Consider the following 17,488-nt stretch of genomic DNA (forward strand, 5'->3'; position numbering starts at 1 on the left):
GACCCCATCCAGAGAGGCCCGCCATGCCCCACCGATTCCAGCCCCGACTCCTTCCGCTGTGCGCCGCGCTGGCCCTGGCTTGTGCCACGGGCCTGGCGGCCGCCTCGGCGACAGGCGTGGTCATCAGCCAGGTCTATGGCGGTGGCGGCAACTCGGGGGCGACGCTGAAGAACGACTTCATCGAGCTGTTCAACGGCGGCGCCTCGCCGGTGTCGCTGGCGGGCTGGTCGGTGCAGTACAACTCCACCACCGGCACCGGCACCTGGTTGAAGACCGACCTCAGCAGCGTCGTGCTGCAGCCGCGCCAGTACTACCTGGTCCAGGAGGCGCAGGGCGCGGGCGGTACGCAGGACCTGCCCACCCCGGACGCGATCGGCAGCATCGCGATGGGCTCGACCGGCGGCAAGGTGGCGCTGGTCAGCAACCTCACACCGCTGGTGGGTGACAAGCCGGTGTCCGCAGCCATCGTCGACCTGGTGGGTTTCGGTTCGGCCAACTACTTCGAAGGCACCGGCGCGGCACCGGCGCCGTCCAACACCACCGCCGACCAGCGCGCGGCCGGTGGCTGCACCGACACCGACCAGAACAACGCCGACTTCGCCGTCGCCCCGCCGAATCCGCGCAACACCGCAGCGCCGCTGGGGTCGTGTGGCACCAGTACGCCGCCCAGCCACACGATCATGGAGATCCAGGGCAGCGGGTCCACCAGTCCCTTCGTGGGCCAGCAGGTCAGCACCTCGGGCGTGGTCACCCGCGTCAACAACAACGGCTTCTTCCTGCAGGACCCGCTGGGTGACGGCGACCCGCTCACCTCCGACGGCGTCTTCGTCTTCACCGGCGCTGCGCCCACGGTCAGCGCCGGCCAGGCGGTGCAGCTGGTGGGCACCGTCACCGAGTTCAACACCGGTGCGGCCAGCAACCCCGACACCGCGGCCCACACCGTGACCGAGCTGACCGGCATCAGCGGCCTGGTGGTGCAGGCCAGCGGCCAGGTGATCTCGCCGACCGTGATCACCTTCCCCGAAGGGGTCAATGACGACCTGGAGCATGTCGAGGGCATGCTGGTCACGATCGTCGGTCCGCTCACCGCCTCGCAGAACTACTTCCAGGGGCGCTATGGCCAGGTCACGCTGTCGGCGGATGGCCGCCTGGAAACCCCCACCAACCGCCACCGTCCCGGCTCGGCCGAGGCGCAGGCCCTGGCCGACGCCAACGCCCGCCGGCGCATCATCCTGGACGACGGCAGCAGCCAGCAGAACCCCAACCCCACGCCCTACCTGGGCGAGGGCGACACGCTGCGGGCCGGTGACACCGTGGCGGCGATCACCGGCGTGGTCGACTACGGCCTGGCCACCAGCAGCTCGTCGGGCCCAGGCGACTACCGCCTGCACCCGACCGAACCGGTGGCCTTCACCCGCGCCAACCCGCGCACCGACGCGCCGCCGCCGCTGCCCGGCAACCTGGTGCTGGCCAGCTTCAATGTGCTGAACTACTTCACCACCTTCACCGATGGCACCGACGCCTTCGGCCAGAGCGGCCAGGGCTGCACGCTCGATGGCGTCAGCCTGCCGCAGAACTGCCGCGGTGCCGACAACCTGGCCGAGTTCCAGCGCCAGCGCGCCAAGATCGTGGCTGCACTGTCGGCGATCAATGCCGACGCCGTGGGCCTGATCGAGATCCAGAACAACGGCGCCACCGCAGTGCAGAACCTGGTCGACGGTCTCAACGCCCAACTCGGCGCCGGCACCTACGCTGCGGTGCCCGACCCCGCGCAGGGCAGCGGCAGCGATGCGATCAAGGTGGCCATGATCTACAAGCCTGCCCGCCTGCAGCGCGCGGCCGAGGCCCAGAGCGACGTGGATGCGGTGCATAACCGCCCACCGCTGGCCCAGACCTTTGAGGCCACCAACGGCGAGCGCCTGACGCTGGTGGTCAACCACCTGAAGAGCAAGGGCGGCTGCCCCGGCGCCACCGACCCGGACGCCGCTGGCAACCTGGACAGTGGTGACGGCCAGGGCTGCTGGAACGCCCGCCGCGTGGCCCAGGCCCAGCGCACGGCCAGCTGGGTGGCCAGCCTCGCAGGCAGCGCCGGCACCGACGCTGCGTTGCTGCTGGGCGACCTGAACGCCTACGCCCAGGAAGATCCGATCATCGCCCTGGCCGACGCCGGCTACGCAGACCAGATCGCGCGCTTCAACCGCTTCGGCTATTCCTACGTGTTCGACGGCGCCGCCGGTCGCCTGGACCACGCGCTGGCCACGCCCACGCTGGCGACCCGGCTGACCGATGTCGCTCCGTGGCACATCAATGCCGACGAGCCCTCGGTGATCGACTACAACACCGAGTTCAAGCAGCCGCAGTGCGGCAGCTGCGGCCCCGACCTTTACACGGCCACGGCCTTCCGCTCGTCGGACCATGATCCGGTGGTCGCGGGCCTGTACCTGGTGAAGGTGATCGCAGGCAGCTCGGGCAAGGACCGGCTGGTGGGCACGCCGGGTGACGATCAGCTGATCGGCGGCGGCGGTGCCGACAAGCTCACCGGCGGCGCCGGCGACGATGTCTTCACCTACACCGCGATGAGCGATGCGCGCGACACCATCCTGGACTTTACGCCGGGCTCGGACCGCATCGATCTGCGCGCGCTGCTGGCCAGCATCGGCTACACCGGGTCGGACCCGATCGGCGACGGCGTCGTGCGCCTGAAGGACAGCGCCAAGGGCGCGCTGCTGCAGATCGACACCGACGGCGCCGGCCCCAGCGCGAAGTGGAAGCCCCTGGTCCTGCTCAGCGGCGTGCCGGCCAGCGCGGTGGTGCCGGCCCGCGACCTGGTGTTCGCCGACCCGGCGCGGCGCGCGCAGCGCTGAGCGGCCCGGCCGGCGCTCGGCCGCCCGGTGTTCTCGTGCCCGGCTGAGCCACCGGCTGTCGGTCGGACGGGCCTTTGCCTTGGGCCGCAGGGTCGTGTCCAGCCCCCCATCGTCAACGTTGCGGCACGGGGTCACGCTGGCGCGGCCGGGGTGTAAGGCAGGCTGCCCGTGTTCGACTGATGCGCTGTGGGGCGATCCTGCCCCGGCAGCACGGTGCCGCGCGGCACCACGAGACGGAGAACACCATGACCACGACCGACACGGCCATCCTCGCGGGAGGATGTTTCTGGGGCATGCAGGACCTGATCCGCAAGCGGCCCGGCGTTGTGCGCACCCGCGTGGGTTACAGCGGCGGCGATGTGCCCAACGCCACCTACCGCCACCACGGCACGCATGCCGAGGCGATCGAGGTGGTGTTCGACCCCGCCGTGATCAGCTACCGCGAGCTGCTGGAGTTCTTTTTCCAGATCCACGATCCGACCACGCTGAACCGGCAGGGCAACGACCGCGGCACGTCGTACCGCTCGGGCATCTACGTCACCAGCGAGGCGCAGCGCACGGTGGCGCTGGACACGATTGCCGATGTTGACGCCTCGGGCCTGTGGCCGGGCAAGGTGGTCACCGAGGTGAAGGCGGCCGGCCCGTTCTGGCAGGCCGAGCCGGAACACCAGGACTACCTGCAGCGCTACCCTGAGGGCTACACCTGCCACCGGGTGCGACCCGGCTGGACGCTGCCGCGCCGCGACGCGGCCCAGGCTTGAGCCACCCACCGGCGCGTCATCGCGGCGCCAGCACCTGCAGTGCGGCCGCGATGACCGCCACCATCGTGCCGAAGGCCACCCAGGCATAGGGCAACAGCATCGGCATGCCCAGCAGCACCAGGCCGTCATTGCCGCCCGGTATCAGCGCACCACCCCAGCCCATCAGCAGGCCGCCGGCCGCGCAGCGCAGCAGTGCGCTGGCGCGGAAGCGGCCGGGCCGCAGCGTGCCGCTGGACCAGCCGCCGACGATGGCCCCCACCAACACGGCCAGGCCCAGCGCCGCGCGCGCCAGCAGGCTGGCGGCCATGCCGCGGGCCAGGTCCTGCAGCACGTCGGTGTAGGTCCAGGCGCCGGCCAGCAGCAGCAGTCCGGCGAAGCTCAAGCCGATCACCGTGGTCGCGGTGTGCGGCGACCAGGCGCCGCTCAGCGCGATGCGCTGCGCCGCCCGCGCCCGCCATGCGCGCCACAGCACCAGACCCAGCAGCCCGGCCATCAGCAGGCCAGGCCACCAGGGAGGTGCACCGGCCAGTGGCGAGTCAACTGGCAGCGGGCGCGGCGGCGAGAAGACCGCGCCCACGCTGACGCAGCCCAGGTAGAAGCCCAGCGGCGTGGCCGCGTACACCCACTGACCCGAGCCCAGCCGGGCCACGGTACCGAACACGCAGGCCTGGTTGAGCACCGCACCCAGGCCCAGCAGCGCAGCGCCGATCCCGGTCCAGCGTGACACCGCATAGCCGGCCGGCCAGGCGCCCGCATGCCCCAGCTGACGCGCCAGCATCACGCCGGCGCAGACCCACAGCGAGGCCTCCACCATCGCCGCCAGCCGCGTGGTGCGGCGGCTGGTGCGCCACTCCTCCACGGCGGCCACGGTGCAGGTGGTGCCGCGCTGGATGGCCAGCCCCATGGCCGCCGCGCACAGCAGCGCCAGCACGAAGGCCGTGCCCGCGATCATCGGGTTCATGGCCGGGCCACCGGGCTCATCGGCCGCGGAGGCGGGCCAGCCATCCCAGCCACAGCGCGCGCCGCAGCCACAACAGCAGCGCGCAGCTCAACCACACGCCGCAGGCCAGCATGAACAGCTCGCCGCCATCGCTGCTGCCATCGGCGTTGACCACCGCCACGCCCAGCGGCGTGAACAGGTGGAAGAAGATGGCGCCACTGATGACGCCCAGGCCCAGGGCCGCGCCCAGCACCTGCACCGCGCGCTGCGTGCTGATCGCCGCGCCGGCCAGCAGCAGCACCGAGGCGATCAGCTCGACGCTGCCCACCACCTTGGCCGAGAAGATGCCGCCCGGCGCGAACAGGCCAGGAAAGCCCAGCGACGCGGCCCAGGGGTCGAGCTTGACCTGGAAGATGTAGACCGTCTCGGGCGAGCCCGTGAACTTGAAGAACAGCGACTGGATGAACACGAAGGCCACATACAGCGTCAGCAGCCAGTGGCCGTGTTTCTTGAGCCAGGACATGGGGGACTCCTCCAAGGGGGGTGGGGTGGTGGTGGGTGTCACTTCTTCAGCAGCGCGCCGAAACGGCCATCGGCGGTCTTGATGAAGCCGGCCGGGTCCTTGAGCCACTTGGCCTGGACATCGGCGTCGTAGTTCAGGTAGAGCTTGTCGTCACGGATCGTGAACTGATCGGGCTCCACCTTGACCAGCGAGCCCTGCGCCACGCCATAGGCGCAGTAGCCGCCGTACTGGGGCGCGTACTTCTCGGGGTTGGCCTTGAACAGGTCCAGATGGGCCTGGCTCGCGAACTTCCACTTCGCGCCCATCCATTCCTGGACGAAGGCCTCGCTGCCCTTCACCGGCTTGCGTTCGGTGAAGTAGGCCACCGTGTCGTAGCCGTTGATCGCGGTGTCGGTGCGGCCGCCGAACAGGCTGTTCTTCAGCGTGTTGACCGGGGGCTCGGCCGCCTGGGCGGGCAGGGCCAGCCAGGCGAGCGAGGCGAGCAGCGCGCCCATGAACAGGCGCATCAGGCGAGGGGAGGGGGTGGCGGGGGTCATCAGGTCTCCTGGTGGTGGGTCGGTGGGGTGTCGGTGGAGAAGGTGGGGGTGCTGGCGCGGGCGTTGGCGAGCTCGTGCGCCACGGTGGCGGGGGCCTTGCCCAGGTCGGCCTCGATCGCAATGCCCTGCGCCAGGCAATGCGGCCGGATCAGGGCGAGGTGGTGCACGGCATGGCTGGCGACAAAGGCCAGCTCGCGCCCCAGCGTCGAGGGCACGGTGAAATCGAACTCGCCGGTCAGGCCGCACTGGCCGCGCACCTGCACGGGCGCTGACAGCGTGTCGGCGCACCATGTGGCCAGTTGCTGCTGCAGGTCCTTCAGGCGGGTCTGGGCCAGCGCTGGACTGGCCTCCAGCTCGGCCTCACGCGGCCGGGCGTCGTAGTCCACGCAGCCCGGCTGCGCCGGCCAGACCAGCGCCTGCCAATGCTCGATCGCGTGGCGCAGGTGGGACCCCACCGGTCCGGCGTAGCGTGGCCGCTCGGGTCCGGCATGGGCGCTCACCACGCGCAGGCACTGGTCCAGCACCTGGTGGTTGAACACCAGCAGGGGAGGGGCATCCGGGCGTGGGCTGGTCGGGGTGGGCATGGGGTGCGAAGCGGTGGGAATTGGGTGTGTGTCGATCCAGGGGCGGCGGACCTTACGCAGGTTCGGTACGCGCCACTCAATCGGTCGCTGGGTAATGCGGCGTCAGCGCTTTCTCGCGCCGGTAGGCCCGCACAAAGGCGGCCCAGCTCATGGGCTGGAAGCCGCGCGCGCGGTTGGCATGGCCGATCTCGAACAGCCAGCGGTACTGCCGCATCAGATCGCGCCAGGCCTGCAGCAGACCGGTGCGGCGATCCCAGATGTGGGTGCTCTCGGCGCCGGCGCCGTTGATCTCGACGATCGTGAAGCCCTGGCCCTGCTGCACCTGCGCGAAGCTGTCGAAGCGCACGTCGAAGCGGCCGAAGTGGAACTCCGGCAGGCTGCGCGCGATGGCCTCGAAGCGCGCCTCCATCGCCGGCGTGACCAGGTGCGTGCCGTTGCGGAAGATGGCGCCGCGGCTGTGGCTGCCTGCAAAGGCCAGGCGCACCGGCTGGCCCTCGGGCACCACCTCGTCCAGCCGCGTCAGGTGGCGCCTCAGGTACAGGTGTGGCAGGCGGCCTGCGCGCGGGTCGTCCAGGATCAGCTGGCGCAGGCTGCGCTTCCCGTCACCAATAACGTACGGGAAGTACTTCAACGTGATCGACACGATGCGCCCCTGCGCCTGCCCGGGCCGGCGGCAGTAGAAGATGCCTGCCTCGCCCTCAAAGGGCACCAGTTGCTGCAGCACCAGCGCCGCACCGGCCGGAAAGGCCTGCAGGTAGGCGCTCAGGGCCTCGGTCGTGCGGATCAGCTGGACGCCTGCGCCGCGGCAGCCCAGGTCGGGCTTGGCCACCACCGGCAGGTCCAGACCGGCCGCATGCAGCGCCTGCAGTGCGGCGCGGCACTCGGCGTGTGCATCGCTGGTGGGCGACGCCGGCCGCTCCAGGCGGATGAAGGGCGCCACCCACTGCGGCGCGTGGCGCACCGCCAGCGCGAGGATCTCGGCCTTGGACTCACCATAGAAGCCACCGCCGGGAAACGAGGGGTTGGCGGCGGTGGGCAGCAACACGCCGCGGAAACGCAGCATCAGCCAGGCGGCATAGGCCATCACTGGCGGGTAGAAGGCCCACATCGGCCAGAACTCGAAGAAGCTCAGCGGCGGGCCGTCCTGGTCCAGCGGGGGCATGCCCTGGTGCGGACGGAACGGCGGGGTGGGCAGGGACTGGGGTGGGGCAGGAAGCGTCATGGGCGGGTCGATCTAGCAGCCAGGCGTTGGCGAACGCTGCGCACCAGCGGCACCGCCAGTGCGAGCACAAGAATGGGCAGGGCCACTGCGATCGGCGCGGGCAGCCCCAGCTGCTGCGCCAGCGCCTGGCCCAGGGCCGCGCTCAGCGCATACAGCCCCAGCGTCCACAGCGTGACCGCCAGCAGCACCCAGGCCGTGAAGGGCACGAACGGCACGCGCAGAAAACCGCAGGCGGTGTAGGTGGCCAGTCGCAGCCCGGGGATCACGCGCGCCAGCAGCACCGCGGTGAGCAGGCGCTGCTCGATCTGACGGCGCGCCCAGTCGGCACGCTCGCCAACCAGACGGCGACGCAAGGCCGGCAGGCGCCGCGCGCCCAGGCCCAGCGCATACAGCCCCAGATCGCCCAGCGCAATACCCAGCGCCACGGCGCTGAACGACAGCGCCCAGGAGATCGCCCCCTGGGTGGCCAGCGCCACACCGGCAGCGATGGCCAGGTCTTCCAGCAGCAGCGTGGTCAGTGCCAGCACACCGGCGATGACGGCGGGCGTGGCCATGCCCGACAGCACTGCCTGGCTCCACGCCAGCCACTCCGCCAGGCCGCTCAGCATGCGGGCTCCAGCGCGACGCGCATTGGAGCGCGCGCCGGTCCTCCGACGCGGTGGCACAGGCCCCATCGCTGGCGCGCTGTCGTCACCGTGATGCTGCGGTTCATGTTCATGTGTCCTGGGTTCGCGGCTGTGCTCACCGTGGTCAGTCGGCCCAGACGGCGATTCATTACAGATCGCTGTAATGCCGCAGCGCGATGTGCGACCAAGTGATGGCCAGCCCCACAGGACATCGCCATGAGCCCCACGCCAGCCTCTTACCACCTCAGCGAGACCACAGCGTTACCAGAACAACGACCCACACCGCGTTACCGGCTGCGCCTGGCCGACGGTGCAGACGATGTGCGCGCCGCGCAGGCGCTGCGCTTTGCGGTGTTCAACCTCGAACTCAATGAGGGCCTGCCGCAGTCCTACGACACCGGGCTGGATGCCGACCCTTTCGACGAGGTCTGCGATCACCTGCTGGTGGAGGACGCGCAGAGCGGCGCCATCGTCGGCACCTACCGCCTGCAGACCGGCCTTAGGGCCGGCGCGGCCCGCGGCTACTACAGCGAGCGGGAGTTCGACTTCTCGCCCTTCGAGGCCGCCAGGCCACTGATCCTGGAACTCGGCCGCGCCTGCATCCACCAGCGGCACCGCCACTTCGCGGTGCTGAACCTGTTGTGGAGTGGCATTGCCAGCTATGCGCATGAGCAGGGGGCGCGATACCTGGTGGGCTGCAGCTCGCTGAACTCGCAGGATGCCGGTGAAGGCTGGGCCGCCTACCGCGCGATGGCCCGTCACCTGGCGCCGCCGGCCTGGCGCACGCAGCCGAGGAACGCCTTCGTTTGTCCGCACTCGCCGCAGCCGGCCGCTGCGCCCCGTCTGCCGCGCCTGCTGTCGGCCTACCTGGCGCTTGGCGCGGAGATCTGCGGGCCGCCAGCCATCGACCGCGAGTTCCGCACTATCGACTTCCTCACCCTGCTGGACCTGCACTCACCCGGTGTGATGGCGCTGCAGGCCCGCGGCCGCTTTGCCGGTTGAGGTGACGATCAGGCCGCCGGCCTGGCAGCGCCCCGACCGTGCGGTGCAAAACCTGCCGCCGTTTCAACGAGCCGATGCACTGCCTGCGCCGGGCGATCCAGCCGCTGCGGGCGTCGTTCGGGAAGCCCGGCGCCGACCCCTGAGGCCCCAGGCGCTCAGTGGCGCGGCGGCACGCGGCTGGCCAGCGGCGGCGGCGTCCAGTCCGGCAGCATCCGGCACTCGCCCGGGAAGCGGGCGCGGGCGGCCTCGCAGCGCGCGGCCACTGCGGCCGGGTCGGGTTTCTGGCCGCGGTCCACCCAGGTCTGCAGGGCCTCGAGCAGGGCCACATAGACCGGGTCGGCCAGGTAGCTGTGCTCGTCGTGGTCGGTGTAGACCTGCACCAGGTGGTCGGCCTGGCCGGCGCGCGCCATCGTGCGGCCGAACTCGCCCGACAGTTCGGGGAAGGCCACCGGGTCCTGGCGCGCGTGCACGGTCAGCACCGGCGCGGCGATGCGGCCGGTGGGATCGGTGTCGGCGGCGAAGCGCTGGCGCGCGTCAGGGTCGGCGCGGTAGCGCAGCACGCTGGCGTTCAGCGCGGCGTCGTCGGGCGAGCCGCTGTAGCGCACGCCCTGGTTGCCGAAGACCGGCCGCTCGCCACTGCGGCGGGCGATGTCGGCGAAGTGGAAGGTGGCCCAGTTCAGGTGGCCCTGCACGCTGCGCTCGGGGATGCGGATCACCGACAGCAGCGTCTTCAGCCGCGCCGACTGCTCGGCGCTGCGCTGGGCGGCGGGCAGGCCCAACCCCAGGCACTCGCGGGCGCGGGCGGCCAGGTCGCTCTGCTTCATCGTCGAGCCGGCGGGCTGGCCCATCCACAGCGGGTAGGCGGGCTCGTCGGGGCGCGGGTGGTTGCCGCACAGGAACTGGTAGACCACCCGCAGGTCCAGCCGGAAGTCGTAGCTCTTCGAGCCGCCACCCAGCACGCCGCTGGTCAGCAGCACGCCGTCATAGGCGCTGGGCAGGCGCTCGGCCAGCCGCGCCGCCACGCTGGCACCCCAGCTCTGCCCGTGCAGCAGCGTGCGCCGGGGTGGCCCCACATGCTCGACGAACAGGCGGCGCAGGCGCTCGGTGTCGTCGGCCGCGGCCAGCACCTGCACGCCGCCCTGGGCGAAGCTGCTGCCGGCCCAGGCGTAGCCGGCGCGCACGGTGATGGACCAGCGGTGCAGGTCCTCGGCCACCCGCTCGGCGCGCGGCTCGCCCAGCAGCGGACCGCCGTGGGCGTGCATGACCAGGTCGCCGCGGCCCGCGGTCCAGCCCGGCGGCAGGGCGATCAGGATGTGGGCGCCGGCGCTGTCGCGGCCGCCCAGGCAGCGGCTGCCGGCCGGCAGGCCCTCGGGGCAGGCCACGGCCTGCGGCGCGGGCTCGGGGGGCAGCGGCGGCGTGCTGCGGCAGGCCGGCAGCAGCAGGGTCAGGGGCAACAGACCCAGGCTCAGCAGGGGGATGGGACGAAGTGGCATGGCGCAGGGAACCCGGAAGGCGTCGTGATGCTCTGTGCTCTGCTGACGCGCGTCAAGTTAGGTGCAAGCCCCCAGCCGCAGCGCTGGAATCCCCCGACGACGGCGCGCCCGGCTGTCGCTATCGTCGCCCCATCCTGACACTGGAGACCCTGTCATGGCGTCCTCGCCGCAACTGCTGCTCGACCACGTCTACGCCCACGAGAAGAACTTCGCCGACCGGGTGTTCATGACCCAGCCCATCGGCAACGGCCAGGTCGTGAACTACACCTGGGCGCAGACGCTGGACCAGGCGCGCCGCATGGCCACCCACCTGCAGGCGCTGGGCCTGGAGCCGGGGGCGCGGGTGGCGATGCTGTCCAAGAACTGCGCGCACTTCGTGATGGCCGAACTGGCCATCTGGATGGCCGGCTGCACCACGGTGGCGATCTTCCCCACCGAGACCGCCGAGACGGTGAACTACGTGCTCTCGCACAGCGAGGCCAGCCTGCTGTTCGTCGGCAAGCTCGACACCTGGGCCCACCAGAAGCCCGGCGTGCCCGACAGCCTGCCCTGCATCGCCTTCCCGCTGGCGCCCGAGGGCCACGGCCTGCCCAGCTGGGACGAGATCACGGCCCGGAACGCGCCGATGGCCGGCCAGCCCGCTCGCGCGCCTCAGGACATCGCGGTGCTGATGTACACCTCCGGCTCTACCGGCACGCCCAAGGGCGTGATGCACAGCTTCGAGCGCTTCAGCGCCGCGGCGGTGGGCATCCGCGAGGACCTGCGCCGCCGCATCGGCCAGGACGCGCCCTACCGGGTGCTGTCCTACCTGCCGCTGTCGCACATCTTCGAGCGCTCGTGGATCGAAGGCGCTGCGCTGGTGGACGGCCGCACCCACATGTTCTTCGCCGAAGCGCTGGACACCTTCCTGGCCGACCTGCAGCGCGCCCGCCCCACGCTGTTCATCAGCGTGCCGCGGCTGTGGCTGAAGTTCCAGCAGGGCGTGTTCGCCAAGATGCCGCCGGCCAAGCTGGAGCGGCTGCTGAAGATCCCGATCCTGGGCAAGATCGTCGCGAAGAAGGTGCGCACCGGGCTGGGCCTGGACGCGGTGCTGATGGCCGGCAGCGGCTCGGCGCCGATCCCGCCCGACCTGATCGCCTGGTACCGCCGCATCGGCCTGCCGCTCTACGAGGGCTATGGCATGACCGAGGACTGTGCCTACTCCTTCACCTCGAACGCGCAGTACAACGCGCCGGGCTATGTGGGCGTGGCGCTGCCGGGCGTGCAGATGCGGCTGAGCGCCGAGGGCGAGATCCTGATCAAGAGCCCGGGCCAGCTGGTGGGCTACTACAAGCGCCCCGACCTCGACGCCGAGGTCTTCACCGAGGACGGCTTCTTCCGCACCGGCGACCTGGGCGAGCTGAACCCGCAGGGCCTGCTGAAGCTGACCGGCCGCGCCAAGGAGCTGTTCAAGACCGCCAAGGGCAAGTACGTGGCGCCCGCACCCATCGAGAACCGCATCAACGCCCACCCGATGGTGGAGCTGTCGCTGGTCTCGGGCGTGGGCCAGCCGGCGGCCTATGCGATGGTGCTGCTCAGCGAGACCCTGCGCCCGCGCCAGCACGAGCCCGAGCTGCGTCAGCACGTCACGGCCGAGCTGACCCGACTGCTCGACGAGATCAACGCCAGCGTCGCCGACTACGAGCAGCTGAAGATGTTCGTCGTCGTGCGCGAGCCCTGGAGCATCGAGAACGGCTGCCTGACGCCCACGATGAAGATCAAGCGCGCCGGCATCGAGAAGATGATCGCCTCCGAGCTGGACCGCTGGTACGCGGACAAGCAGAAGGTGCTCTGGCAGTAGCCCTCACTCGATCGGCCGCTTAGCCTTGGCGCGCGCGGCCAGCGCGCCCAGGTCGACGCGGGCCACATAGCGGCGCAGCTCGTCGGCAGGCAGCTGGCCGCTTTCGGCGCGCACGTGGTAGCGCTCGCCGACCAGCACCTCCAGCTTGCACTCACGCGTGGGCAGATCGCACTCCAGGCGAGATATGCTGCTGTCGTCAGCGCTCATGCTGCGCTGCGTGCGCTCGTCACCCTGCAGACCGCTGCCGCTGGCGATCTCGCTGAGCAGCTTGGCGGCGAGCGCGCTGCCATGGCCTCCCAGATCCTCGATCGTCAGGTGCAGGTAGCGCGACCTGTCCTGGCGGGCGACGTTCTCGACCCGGGCCATGGCGCCGGTGGTCAGGACCTGGCGCATCGCGTCGCTGGCGCCCGGGGCGTGGGCATAGCTTTCGGTGATGCGCCGATCGAAGCCGTCGATCGGCCCCGGCAACAGGTCCTGGAGCACGGTGCGGGTGAGTGGCTCCGTCGGCTGGCCCGAGCGCACCCAGCGCTCCAGGTCGGCCGTGGCACTGGCTGCCGTGCCGGGTGGCAGGGTCATTGCGCCACTGCCGGCGCCGTCCGGCGGCACCAGGCCGACACGCTCGCCGGGGCCGCCCTGGCCGCTTTCATCAGGTCGCGCCACGGCGCCAGTGCCCGAGCGCGCCGCTGAGGCGGCGGCGTCGGACCACTCAGGCGGGGCCGACCAGGGAAAGGGCGGCACGGTGGGCGCCGCGGGCAGGCCGCTGCATCGCGCCAGACTGGCCAGCAGGAGCAGGACCGCGGCCGCCGTGATCACGCTGGTCGCGGTGTAGGCCAGCGCGCGCGAGTCCGACGGCTGCGCCGCCTGGCGCAGGCCGGCGTGCACCTGCCACACCACAGCGGCCAGCGCCAGGGGCCAGGCCCACCACAGCAGCGGCCACAACAGCGTCTGCGACCACAGCCACAGCGGCCCCAACGCATACAGCGCGGCGCTGACCAGCGCGGTGCGGGACGACTGGCCGCCAAAGCGCGGCGCCCAGCGCAGCGCAGACTCGGCCAGCAGCAGCGCAAACACCAGCGCCAGCAGCGCTGCGCCCACTGCCTCGCGCAGCGCGGCCATCGGCAGGAACCGGGTGCTGAAGTCGCCGCTGCGCAGACCGACCAGACTGAAGCCCAGCGTCGCGGCCAGCACGCCCACCAGCATCAGCGGCAGGGTGAAGCGCCAGCCGGCCCCCGGCGCGCTCAGCGGCAACGCGGGCCATTGCGTGGCCGGGCGGCGCAACAGCCGCAAGGCCTGGGCCCAGGCGCCCCATGCCGCTGCCGCGCTCACAGCACCGGCCTCTTGTAGTGGTCCTTCATGAACTGGTAGTAGACGAAGCCGAAGCGGTCATACCAGCTGGGCACCTTCATGATCGTCTCTTCGCATTCGCTGTACTGCTGCAGGTCCTTCAGCAGCGCCTGCATCAGCTCGGCGTACTTGGCGTCGTAGGCCTTGTCGAGGTTCTTGACGCTCTGCATGATCTTGATCTTCTGGGTCTGCCAGGCCAGCCCCGACACGCCATGCACGCCGGACACGCTGTCGGCAAAGGCCATCTGCGCCTTGGCCGACTTGTAGGTGCTGCTGTAGATGGCCCGCAGTTTCTCGAGCCGGGTGCGCGTGCTGTCCAGCGCATTGATGGCCTTGGTGTAGCAGGCCTCGCAGGGGTGGCCGGCGGCGCCGGGGGCGCGCGCCGCGCCCGGCTTGTGCGTGCGGCGCCCGCCACTGGCCGCACCACCGTCGACCGCCGCGCAGGCCGACGGGACGCCAGGCTGCCCATCGGGCGCGCCGCTGGGTTCGTTGCCGCTGTCATCCGGGTCGACCAGACCGGCCCGCTCCAGGGCCTTGCGCACCGCACGCGTGGCGTCGGCCGAGCGGCCCCAGCCGCTGTCGCGCAGCATGCGGGCGAGTTCTTCCAGCTGCTCGCCGCCGTTGTCGGAAGCCCAGCCGAGGAGCTCGCTGGTCTTCTCGGCGATCGCGCCGGCGCGCTCGAAACCTTCCTTGGCGCCCTTCTTGGCGGCATCCTCGATCTGCTCGTTGCGGCGGAACCTTTCGCCCTCCTGGCGAGCCTGGTCGAGCCCGGCCTGCTGACGACGCATCGGGTCGGCCGACCCGGGCTGGGTGCGCCATTCCTCCCACAGCCCACCGAAGTCGCCGCTCAGCGACTGTGCGGCGGCCGAGCCCAGCTGCATCACGCAGGCGGCCCCGACCAGGATGCGCACGCTGGCTATCAGCAGACGCTTCATGGCTTGCCTCCCTTCTGCAGCGACTCGGCGCTCACGGCGCGAAACGGCGGCGCCAGTTCGGGCACTGCCTCGGGCGCCACCCAGATCGACATTTGGTACCGCACCCCTGCGGGCGTGGCGCCGGGCTTTCCGCCGATGCGCAGCTGCGTCTCGCCCTGGGCGCGGAAGGCGCTGCCCACCTGGCCCGAGGCCTGGGTGGTCACCACCCGCCGGGCGCGGTCACCACCCAGGGGCTTGAACAGCGTCAGTGCAACGCCTGGCGTGGCCGGCCGCGTCACCAGATGCACCGCCACCGGCTGCATCACGCTCAGGCCGCCCAGCTCCAGCGTCTCGGGCTTGTCGGCCTTGACCTCGCCCTGCACCAGGTAGAGCTTGCCGCCCTTGAAGTCGATCGCCTTGGCCGGGTCGAGGTTGAAGACACCCTCGCCGGGCGCGGCCACCGGCTGCCCCTGGCCAAGCACCGTGGCGGCGAACAGGCAGCCCGCGGTGAACACACTCCATCGTCTCATCGCTCGGAACTCCGGGAATGGTGGACGGCGCAGGTGCCGTCCCGGGGGGATCAGGGCACGCGGCGCAACTTCAGCAGCTTGGCCTGCATGCCGTTGACCAGGGGTTGGGGCACGCCGTTGATGGACACCATCACCATCACGTTGCCGCCGCGAACGTAGTGCAGCGCCTGCTTGGCGCCCTCGCGCTCGCTCAGCCACAGGGCACCGTCGGCGTCGCCTGGCAGGGGCTTGGCGTCCTTCAGGTCGCGCAACTGCAGGGCCTTGATCCGCACGGCGGCGGTCTTGGGGTCGAACCAGCGCTGCGACACCAGCAGCGAGGCCGAGACCGCGCCATCAGTTGCGCTGCAGCTGAGGAACATCTCACCGTTGACCGGCTCGGTCATCGGCTTGGGGGCGCCGGCGAAGGTCATCAGCGGCACCAGCTCAATCTTCAGGCCGGTGGCAGCGCTGAGCTCCTCGGCGGTGTAGGGGCAGCGCTGCAGCTGGGTGTGCGCCACCGGCGCGGCGACGGCCCCTGCGGCGCCAGCCAGCACCAGTGTCAGTGCAAGGACCGGTCGTGCCGGCCGGCCGGGTCGGGAGAGTGGGGTCCAGGGCATCGTGAACGGCTCTTCAGTCGGATCGCGATGGATGGTACGGTCAGCCAGCGCAGGGCACCACCCGTGCAGACAAGGGGGGGCGGCCTGCGCCGGATCGGCCGTGCTCAGGGCAGCCGGGGCAGCTTCAGCAGCTTGGTGGCCAGCGCCTCGTGGTTCTCCTTGCCCTGGCCCAGCGCCCGCAGGAAGACCACGTAGCCACCACGCTTGTAGCTGATGTCGAGAAGGCCGTCATCGGCGGCACCGCGCACGCGGGCGGCGCCGTCAGGGTCACCGGCGATGGCGTCGAAGCGCACCTTCGGGCCGCCGGCGGTCATCGTGCGCATCATGTCCTGGTTGGGGCCGGGCGCCAGCACCAGCACCCATAGGCTGAAGTCGGTGCCGGCTTTCATGGAGCCGCCTTGTGTCTTGTACTTGCACCCGGTGCCGCCGATGCCAGGCTCTTCCTGGCCGGCGGCGAAGCCGACGCCGATCACCTTGGCCAGATCTTCCGGCTTGTAAGGGCAGGCAGCAGGGGCGGCGTGCGCTGACAGCGCCAGGCCGCCCAGCAGGGCAGCGGTGGCCGACGCACGGACGGAACGAACCAGGCTCATGACAGCTCCGGGGCGAGTGGATCTGGGCGTGATGGTAGCGCCCGCCGGGTTCAGGCCACGCGCCGCATCACCGCGCGCGAGGCGCCGGGCCGGGTGAAGCGAAACAGGTCCTTCGGGTCCTCGGCCTCGGGCACCAGGGCCACCGGCTGGCCCAGGCCGTGGGCCTCGGCCTGCTGCAGCACGTAGCGCAGCGTCGAGTAGTCCTCCAGCGCGAAGCCCACCGAGTCGAAGACCGTGACCTGCTGCGGGCTCTCGCGGCCCACGGTCTGGCCGGCCAGCACGCGCCACAGGTCCACCACCGGGAAGTCGGCGGGCAGTTGCTGGATGTCGCCCTCGATGCGGGTCTGCGGCTCGTACTCGACGAACACGCGGGCGCCGCGCAGCACGTCGGCATGCAGCTCGGTCTTGCCGGGGCAGTCGCCGCCCACCGCGTTGAGGTGCATGCCCGGCTCGATCATCTCGGGCGTCAGGATGGTGGCGTAGGTCTTGTCGGCGGTGACGGTGGTGACGATGTCGGCGCCGCGCACCGCGTCGGCGGTGGAGCTGGCACGGCGCAGCCGCAGTCCCGGATAGACGGAAAGGTTGCGCAGCAACTTGTCGGTGGCGGCCGGGTCGACATCAAACACCGCGATCTCCTCGATGCCCAGGTGGGCATGGAAGGCCAGCGCCTGGAATTCGCTCTGCGCGCCGTTGCCGATCAGCGCCATGCGGCGCGCATCGGGCCGGGCCAGTGCGCGCGCCGCCATCAGCGAGGTGGCGCAGGTGCGCAGCGCGGTGGCCACGGTCAGCTCCGACAGCAGCACCGGGTAGCCGGTGGCCACCTCGGCCAGCACGCCGAAGGCCATCACGGTGTAGAGCCCCTGGCGGGTGTTGCTGGGGTGGCCGTTGACGTACTTGAAGGCGTAGTGGTGCGCATCGGCCACCGGCATCAGCTCGATCACGCCGATCTCGGAATGGCTGGCCACGCGGGCCGACTTGTCGAAGTCGTTCCAGCGGATGAAGTCCTCGCGCAGCGTGTCGGCCAGCTCGCCGATGAAGCGCTCCAGGCCGACCGCCTGAACGAGGCGGGACATCGTGGGCACATCGATGAAGCGGGTCATGTTGTCTCCTTGTCCGGTCCAGC

The 17,488-nt window shown here is 71.0% G+C and carries 17 protein-coding genes; 4 read left to right on the top strand and 13 right to left on the bottom strand.

Annotation, left to right across the window (positions count from 1 at the left end; genetic code table 11):
* Positions 1–23: 23 nt before the first annotated feature.
* Positions 24–2,864: an ExeM/NucH family extracellular endonuclease gene (locus KAK03_RS02465; protein WP_210851580.1), complete on the top strand. Its 2,841-nt coding sequence runs from the start codon at positions 24–26 to the stop codon at positions 2,862–2,864.
* Between the two features lie 245 nt (positions 2,865–3,109).
* Entirely contained in the window at positions 3,110–3,625 is a 516-nt protein-coding gene (gene msrA, locus KAK03_RS02470; RefSeq protein WP_210851581.1) for a peptide-methionine (S)-S-oxide reductase MsrA, read from the top strand.
* A 16-nt stretch (positions 3,626–3,641) separates the two neighbouring features.
* On the opposite strand, the gene KAK03_RS02475 is transcribed toward msrA, so the two are convergent.
* The 6 genes from KAK03_RS02475 to KAK03_RS02500 form a co-directional block, all read right to left on the bottom strand.
* Positions 3,642–4,586: a YeeE/YedE thiosulfate transporter family protein gene (locus KAK03_RS02475; RefSeq protein WP_210851582.1), complete on the bottom strand. Its 945-nt coding sequence runs from the start codon at positions 4,584–4,586 to the stop codon at positions 3,642–3,644.
* Positions 4,587–4,602: 16 nt separating this feature from the next.
* On the bottom strand, positions 4,603–5,088 hold the full coding sequence (locus KAK03_RS02480) for a hypothetical protein (RefSeq protein ID WP_210851583.1): 486 nt from the start codon (positions 5,086–5,088) through the stop codon (positions 4,603–4,605).
* Between the two features lie 38 nt (positions 5,089–5,126).
* Positions 5,127–5,624, bottom strand: coding sequence for a YHS domain-containing (seleno)protein (locus KAK03_RS02485; protein WP_210851584.1), 498 nt, complete (start codon positions 5,622–5,624; stop codon positions 5,127–5,129).
* Positions 5,624–6,208 (bottom strand): hypothetical protein, encoded by a 585-nt coding sequence (locus KAK03_RS02490; RefSeq protein ID WP_210851585.1) that lies wholly within the window; start codon positions 6,206–6,208, stop codon positions 5,624–5,626. The genes KAK03_RS02485 and KAK03_RS02490 overlap by 1 nt, the downstream gene beginning before the upstream one ends.
* A 76-nt stretch (positions 6,209–6,284) precedes the next feature.
* The gene (locus KAK03_RS02495) at positions 6,285–7,370 is read right to left on the bottom strand and encodes a hypothetical protein (RefSeq protein WP_210851586.1); all 1,086 of its coding nucleotides are present in this window, start codon (positions 7,368–7,370) and stop codon (positions 6,285–6,287) included.
* Between the two features lie 56 nt (positions 7,371–7,426).
* Positions 7,427–8,038, bottom strand: coding sequence for a DedA family protein (locus KAK03_RS02500; protein ID WP_210851587.1), 612 nt, complete (start codon positions 8,036–8,038; stop codon positions 7,427–7,429).
* A 234-nt stretch (positions 8,039–8,272) separates the two neighbouring features.
* Between KAK03_RS02500 and KAK03_RS02505 the strand changes: the two genes are divergently transcribed.
* Positions 8,273–9,058 (top strand): GNAT family N-acetyltransferase, encoded by a 786-nt coding sequence (locus KAK03_RS02505; RefSeq protein WP_210851588.1) that lies wholly within the window; start codon positions 8,273–8,275, stop codon positions 9,056–9,058.
* A gap of 155 nt (positions 9,059–9,213) precedes the next feature.
* Here the strand turns inward: KAK03_RS02505 and KAK03_RS02510 are convergent, their stop codons facing one another.
* Positions 9,214–10,551, bottom strand: coding sequence for an alpha/beta hydrolase (locus KAK03_RS02510; protein WP_210851589.1), 1,338 nt, complete (start codon positions 10,549–10,551; stop codon positions 9,214–9,216).
* A gap of 154 nt (positions 10,552–10,705) precedes the next feature.
* Here KAK03_RS02510 and KAK03_RS02515 point away from each other — a divergent pair, with 154 nt between their 5' ends.
* Positions 10,706–12,391 (top strand): AMP-binding protein, encoded by a 1,686-nt coding sequence (locus KAK03_RS02515; RefSeq protein WP_210851590.1) that lies wholly within the window; start codon positions 10,706–10,708, stop codon positions 12,389–12,391.
* Between the two features lie 3 nt (positions 12,392–12,394).
* On the opposite strand, the gene KAK03_RS02520 is transcribed toward KAK03_RS02515, so the two are convergent.
* The 6 genes from KAK03_RS02520 to ocd form a co-directional block, all read right to left on the bottom strand.
* On the bottom strand, positions 12,395–13,717 hold the full coding sequence (locus tag KAK03_RS02520; protein ID WP_210851591.1) for a hypothetical protein: 1,323 nt from the start codon (positions 13,715–13,717) through the stop codon (positions 12,395–12,397).
* A complete protein-coding gene (locus KAK03_RS02525) occupies positions 13,714–14,670 on the bottom strand; it encodes a hypothetical protein (protein WP_210851592.1) in 957 nt (318 codons plus the stop codon). The genes KAK03_RS02520 and KAK03_RS02525 overlap by 4 nt, the downstream gene beginning before the upstream one ends.
* Positions 14,667–15,179 carry a hypothetical protein gene (locus KAK03_RS02530; protein WP_210851593.1) on the bottom strand — a complete coding sequence of 171 codons (513 nt, stop codon included), beginning with the start codon at positions 15,177–15,179 and terminating at the stop codon, positions 14,667–14,669. The genes KAK03_RS02525 and KAK03_RS02530 overlap by 4 nt, the downstream gene beginning before the upstream one ends.
* A gap of 50 nt (positions 15,180–15,229) precedes the next feature.
* Complete coding sequence (locus KAK03_RS02535; protein WP_210851594.1) at positions 15,230–15,775, bottom strand: hypothetical protein; 546 nt, start codon at positions 15,773–15,775, stop codon at positions 15,230–15,232.
* A gap of 104 nt (positions 15,776–15,879) precedes the next feature.
* A complete protein-coding gene (locus tag KAK03_RS02540) occupies positions 15,880–16,365 on the bottom strand; it encodes a hypothetical protein (RefSeq protein ID WP_210851595.1) in 486 nt (161 codons plus the stop codon).
* A gap of 50 nt (positions 16,366–16,415) precedes the next feature.
* Positions 16,416–17,465: an ornithine cyclodeaminase gene (gene ocd, locus KAK03_RS02545; RefSeq protein WP_210851596.1), complete on the bottom strand. Its 1,050-nt coding sequence runs from the start codon at positions 17,463–17,465 to the stop codon at positions 16,416–16,418.
* Positions 17,466–17,488 lie beyond the last annotated feature (23 nt).

Source organism: Ideonella alba (assembly GCF_018069845.1).
GTDB lineage: Bacteria > Pseudomonadota > Gammaproteobacteria > Burkholderiales > Burkholderiaceae_C > Ideonella > Ideonella alba.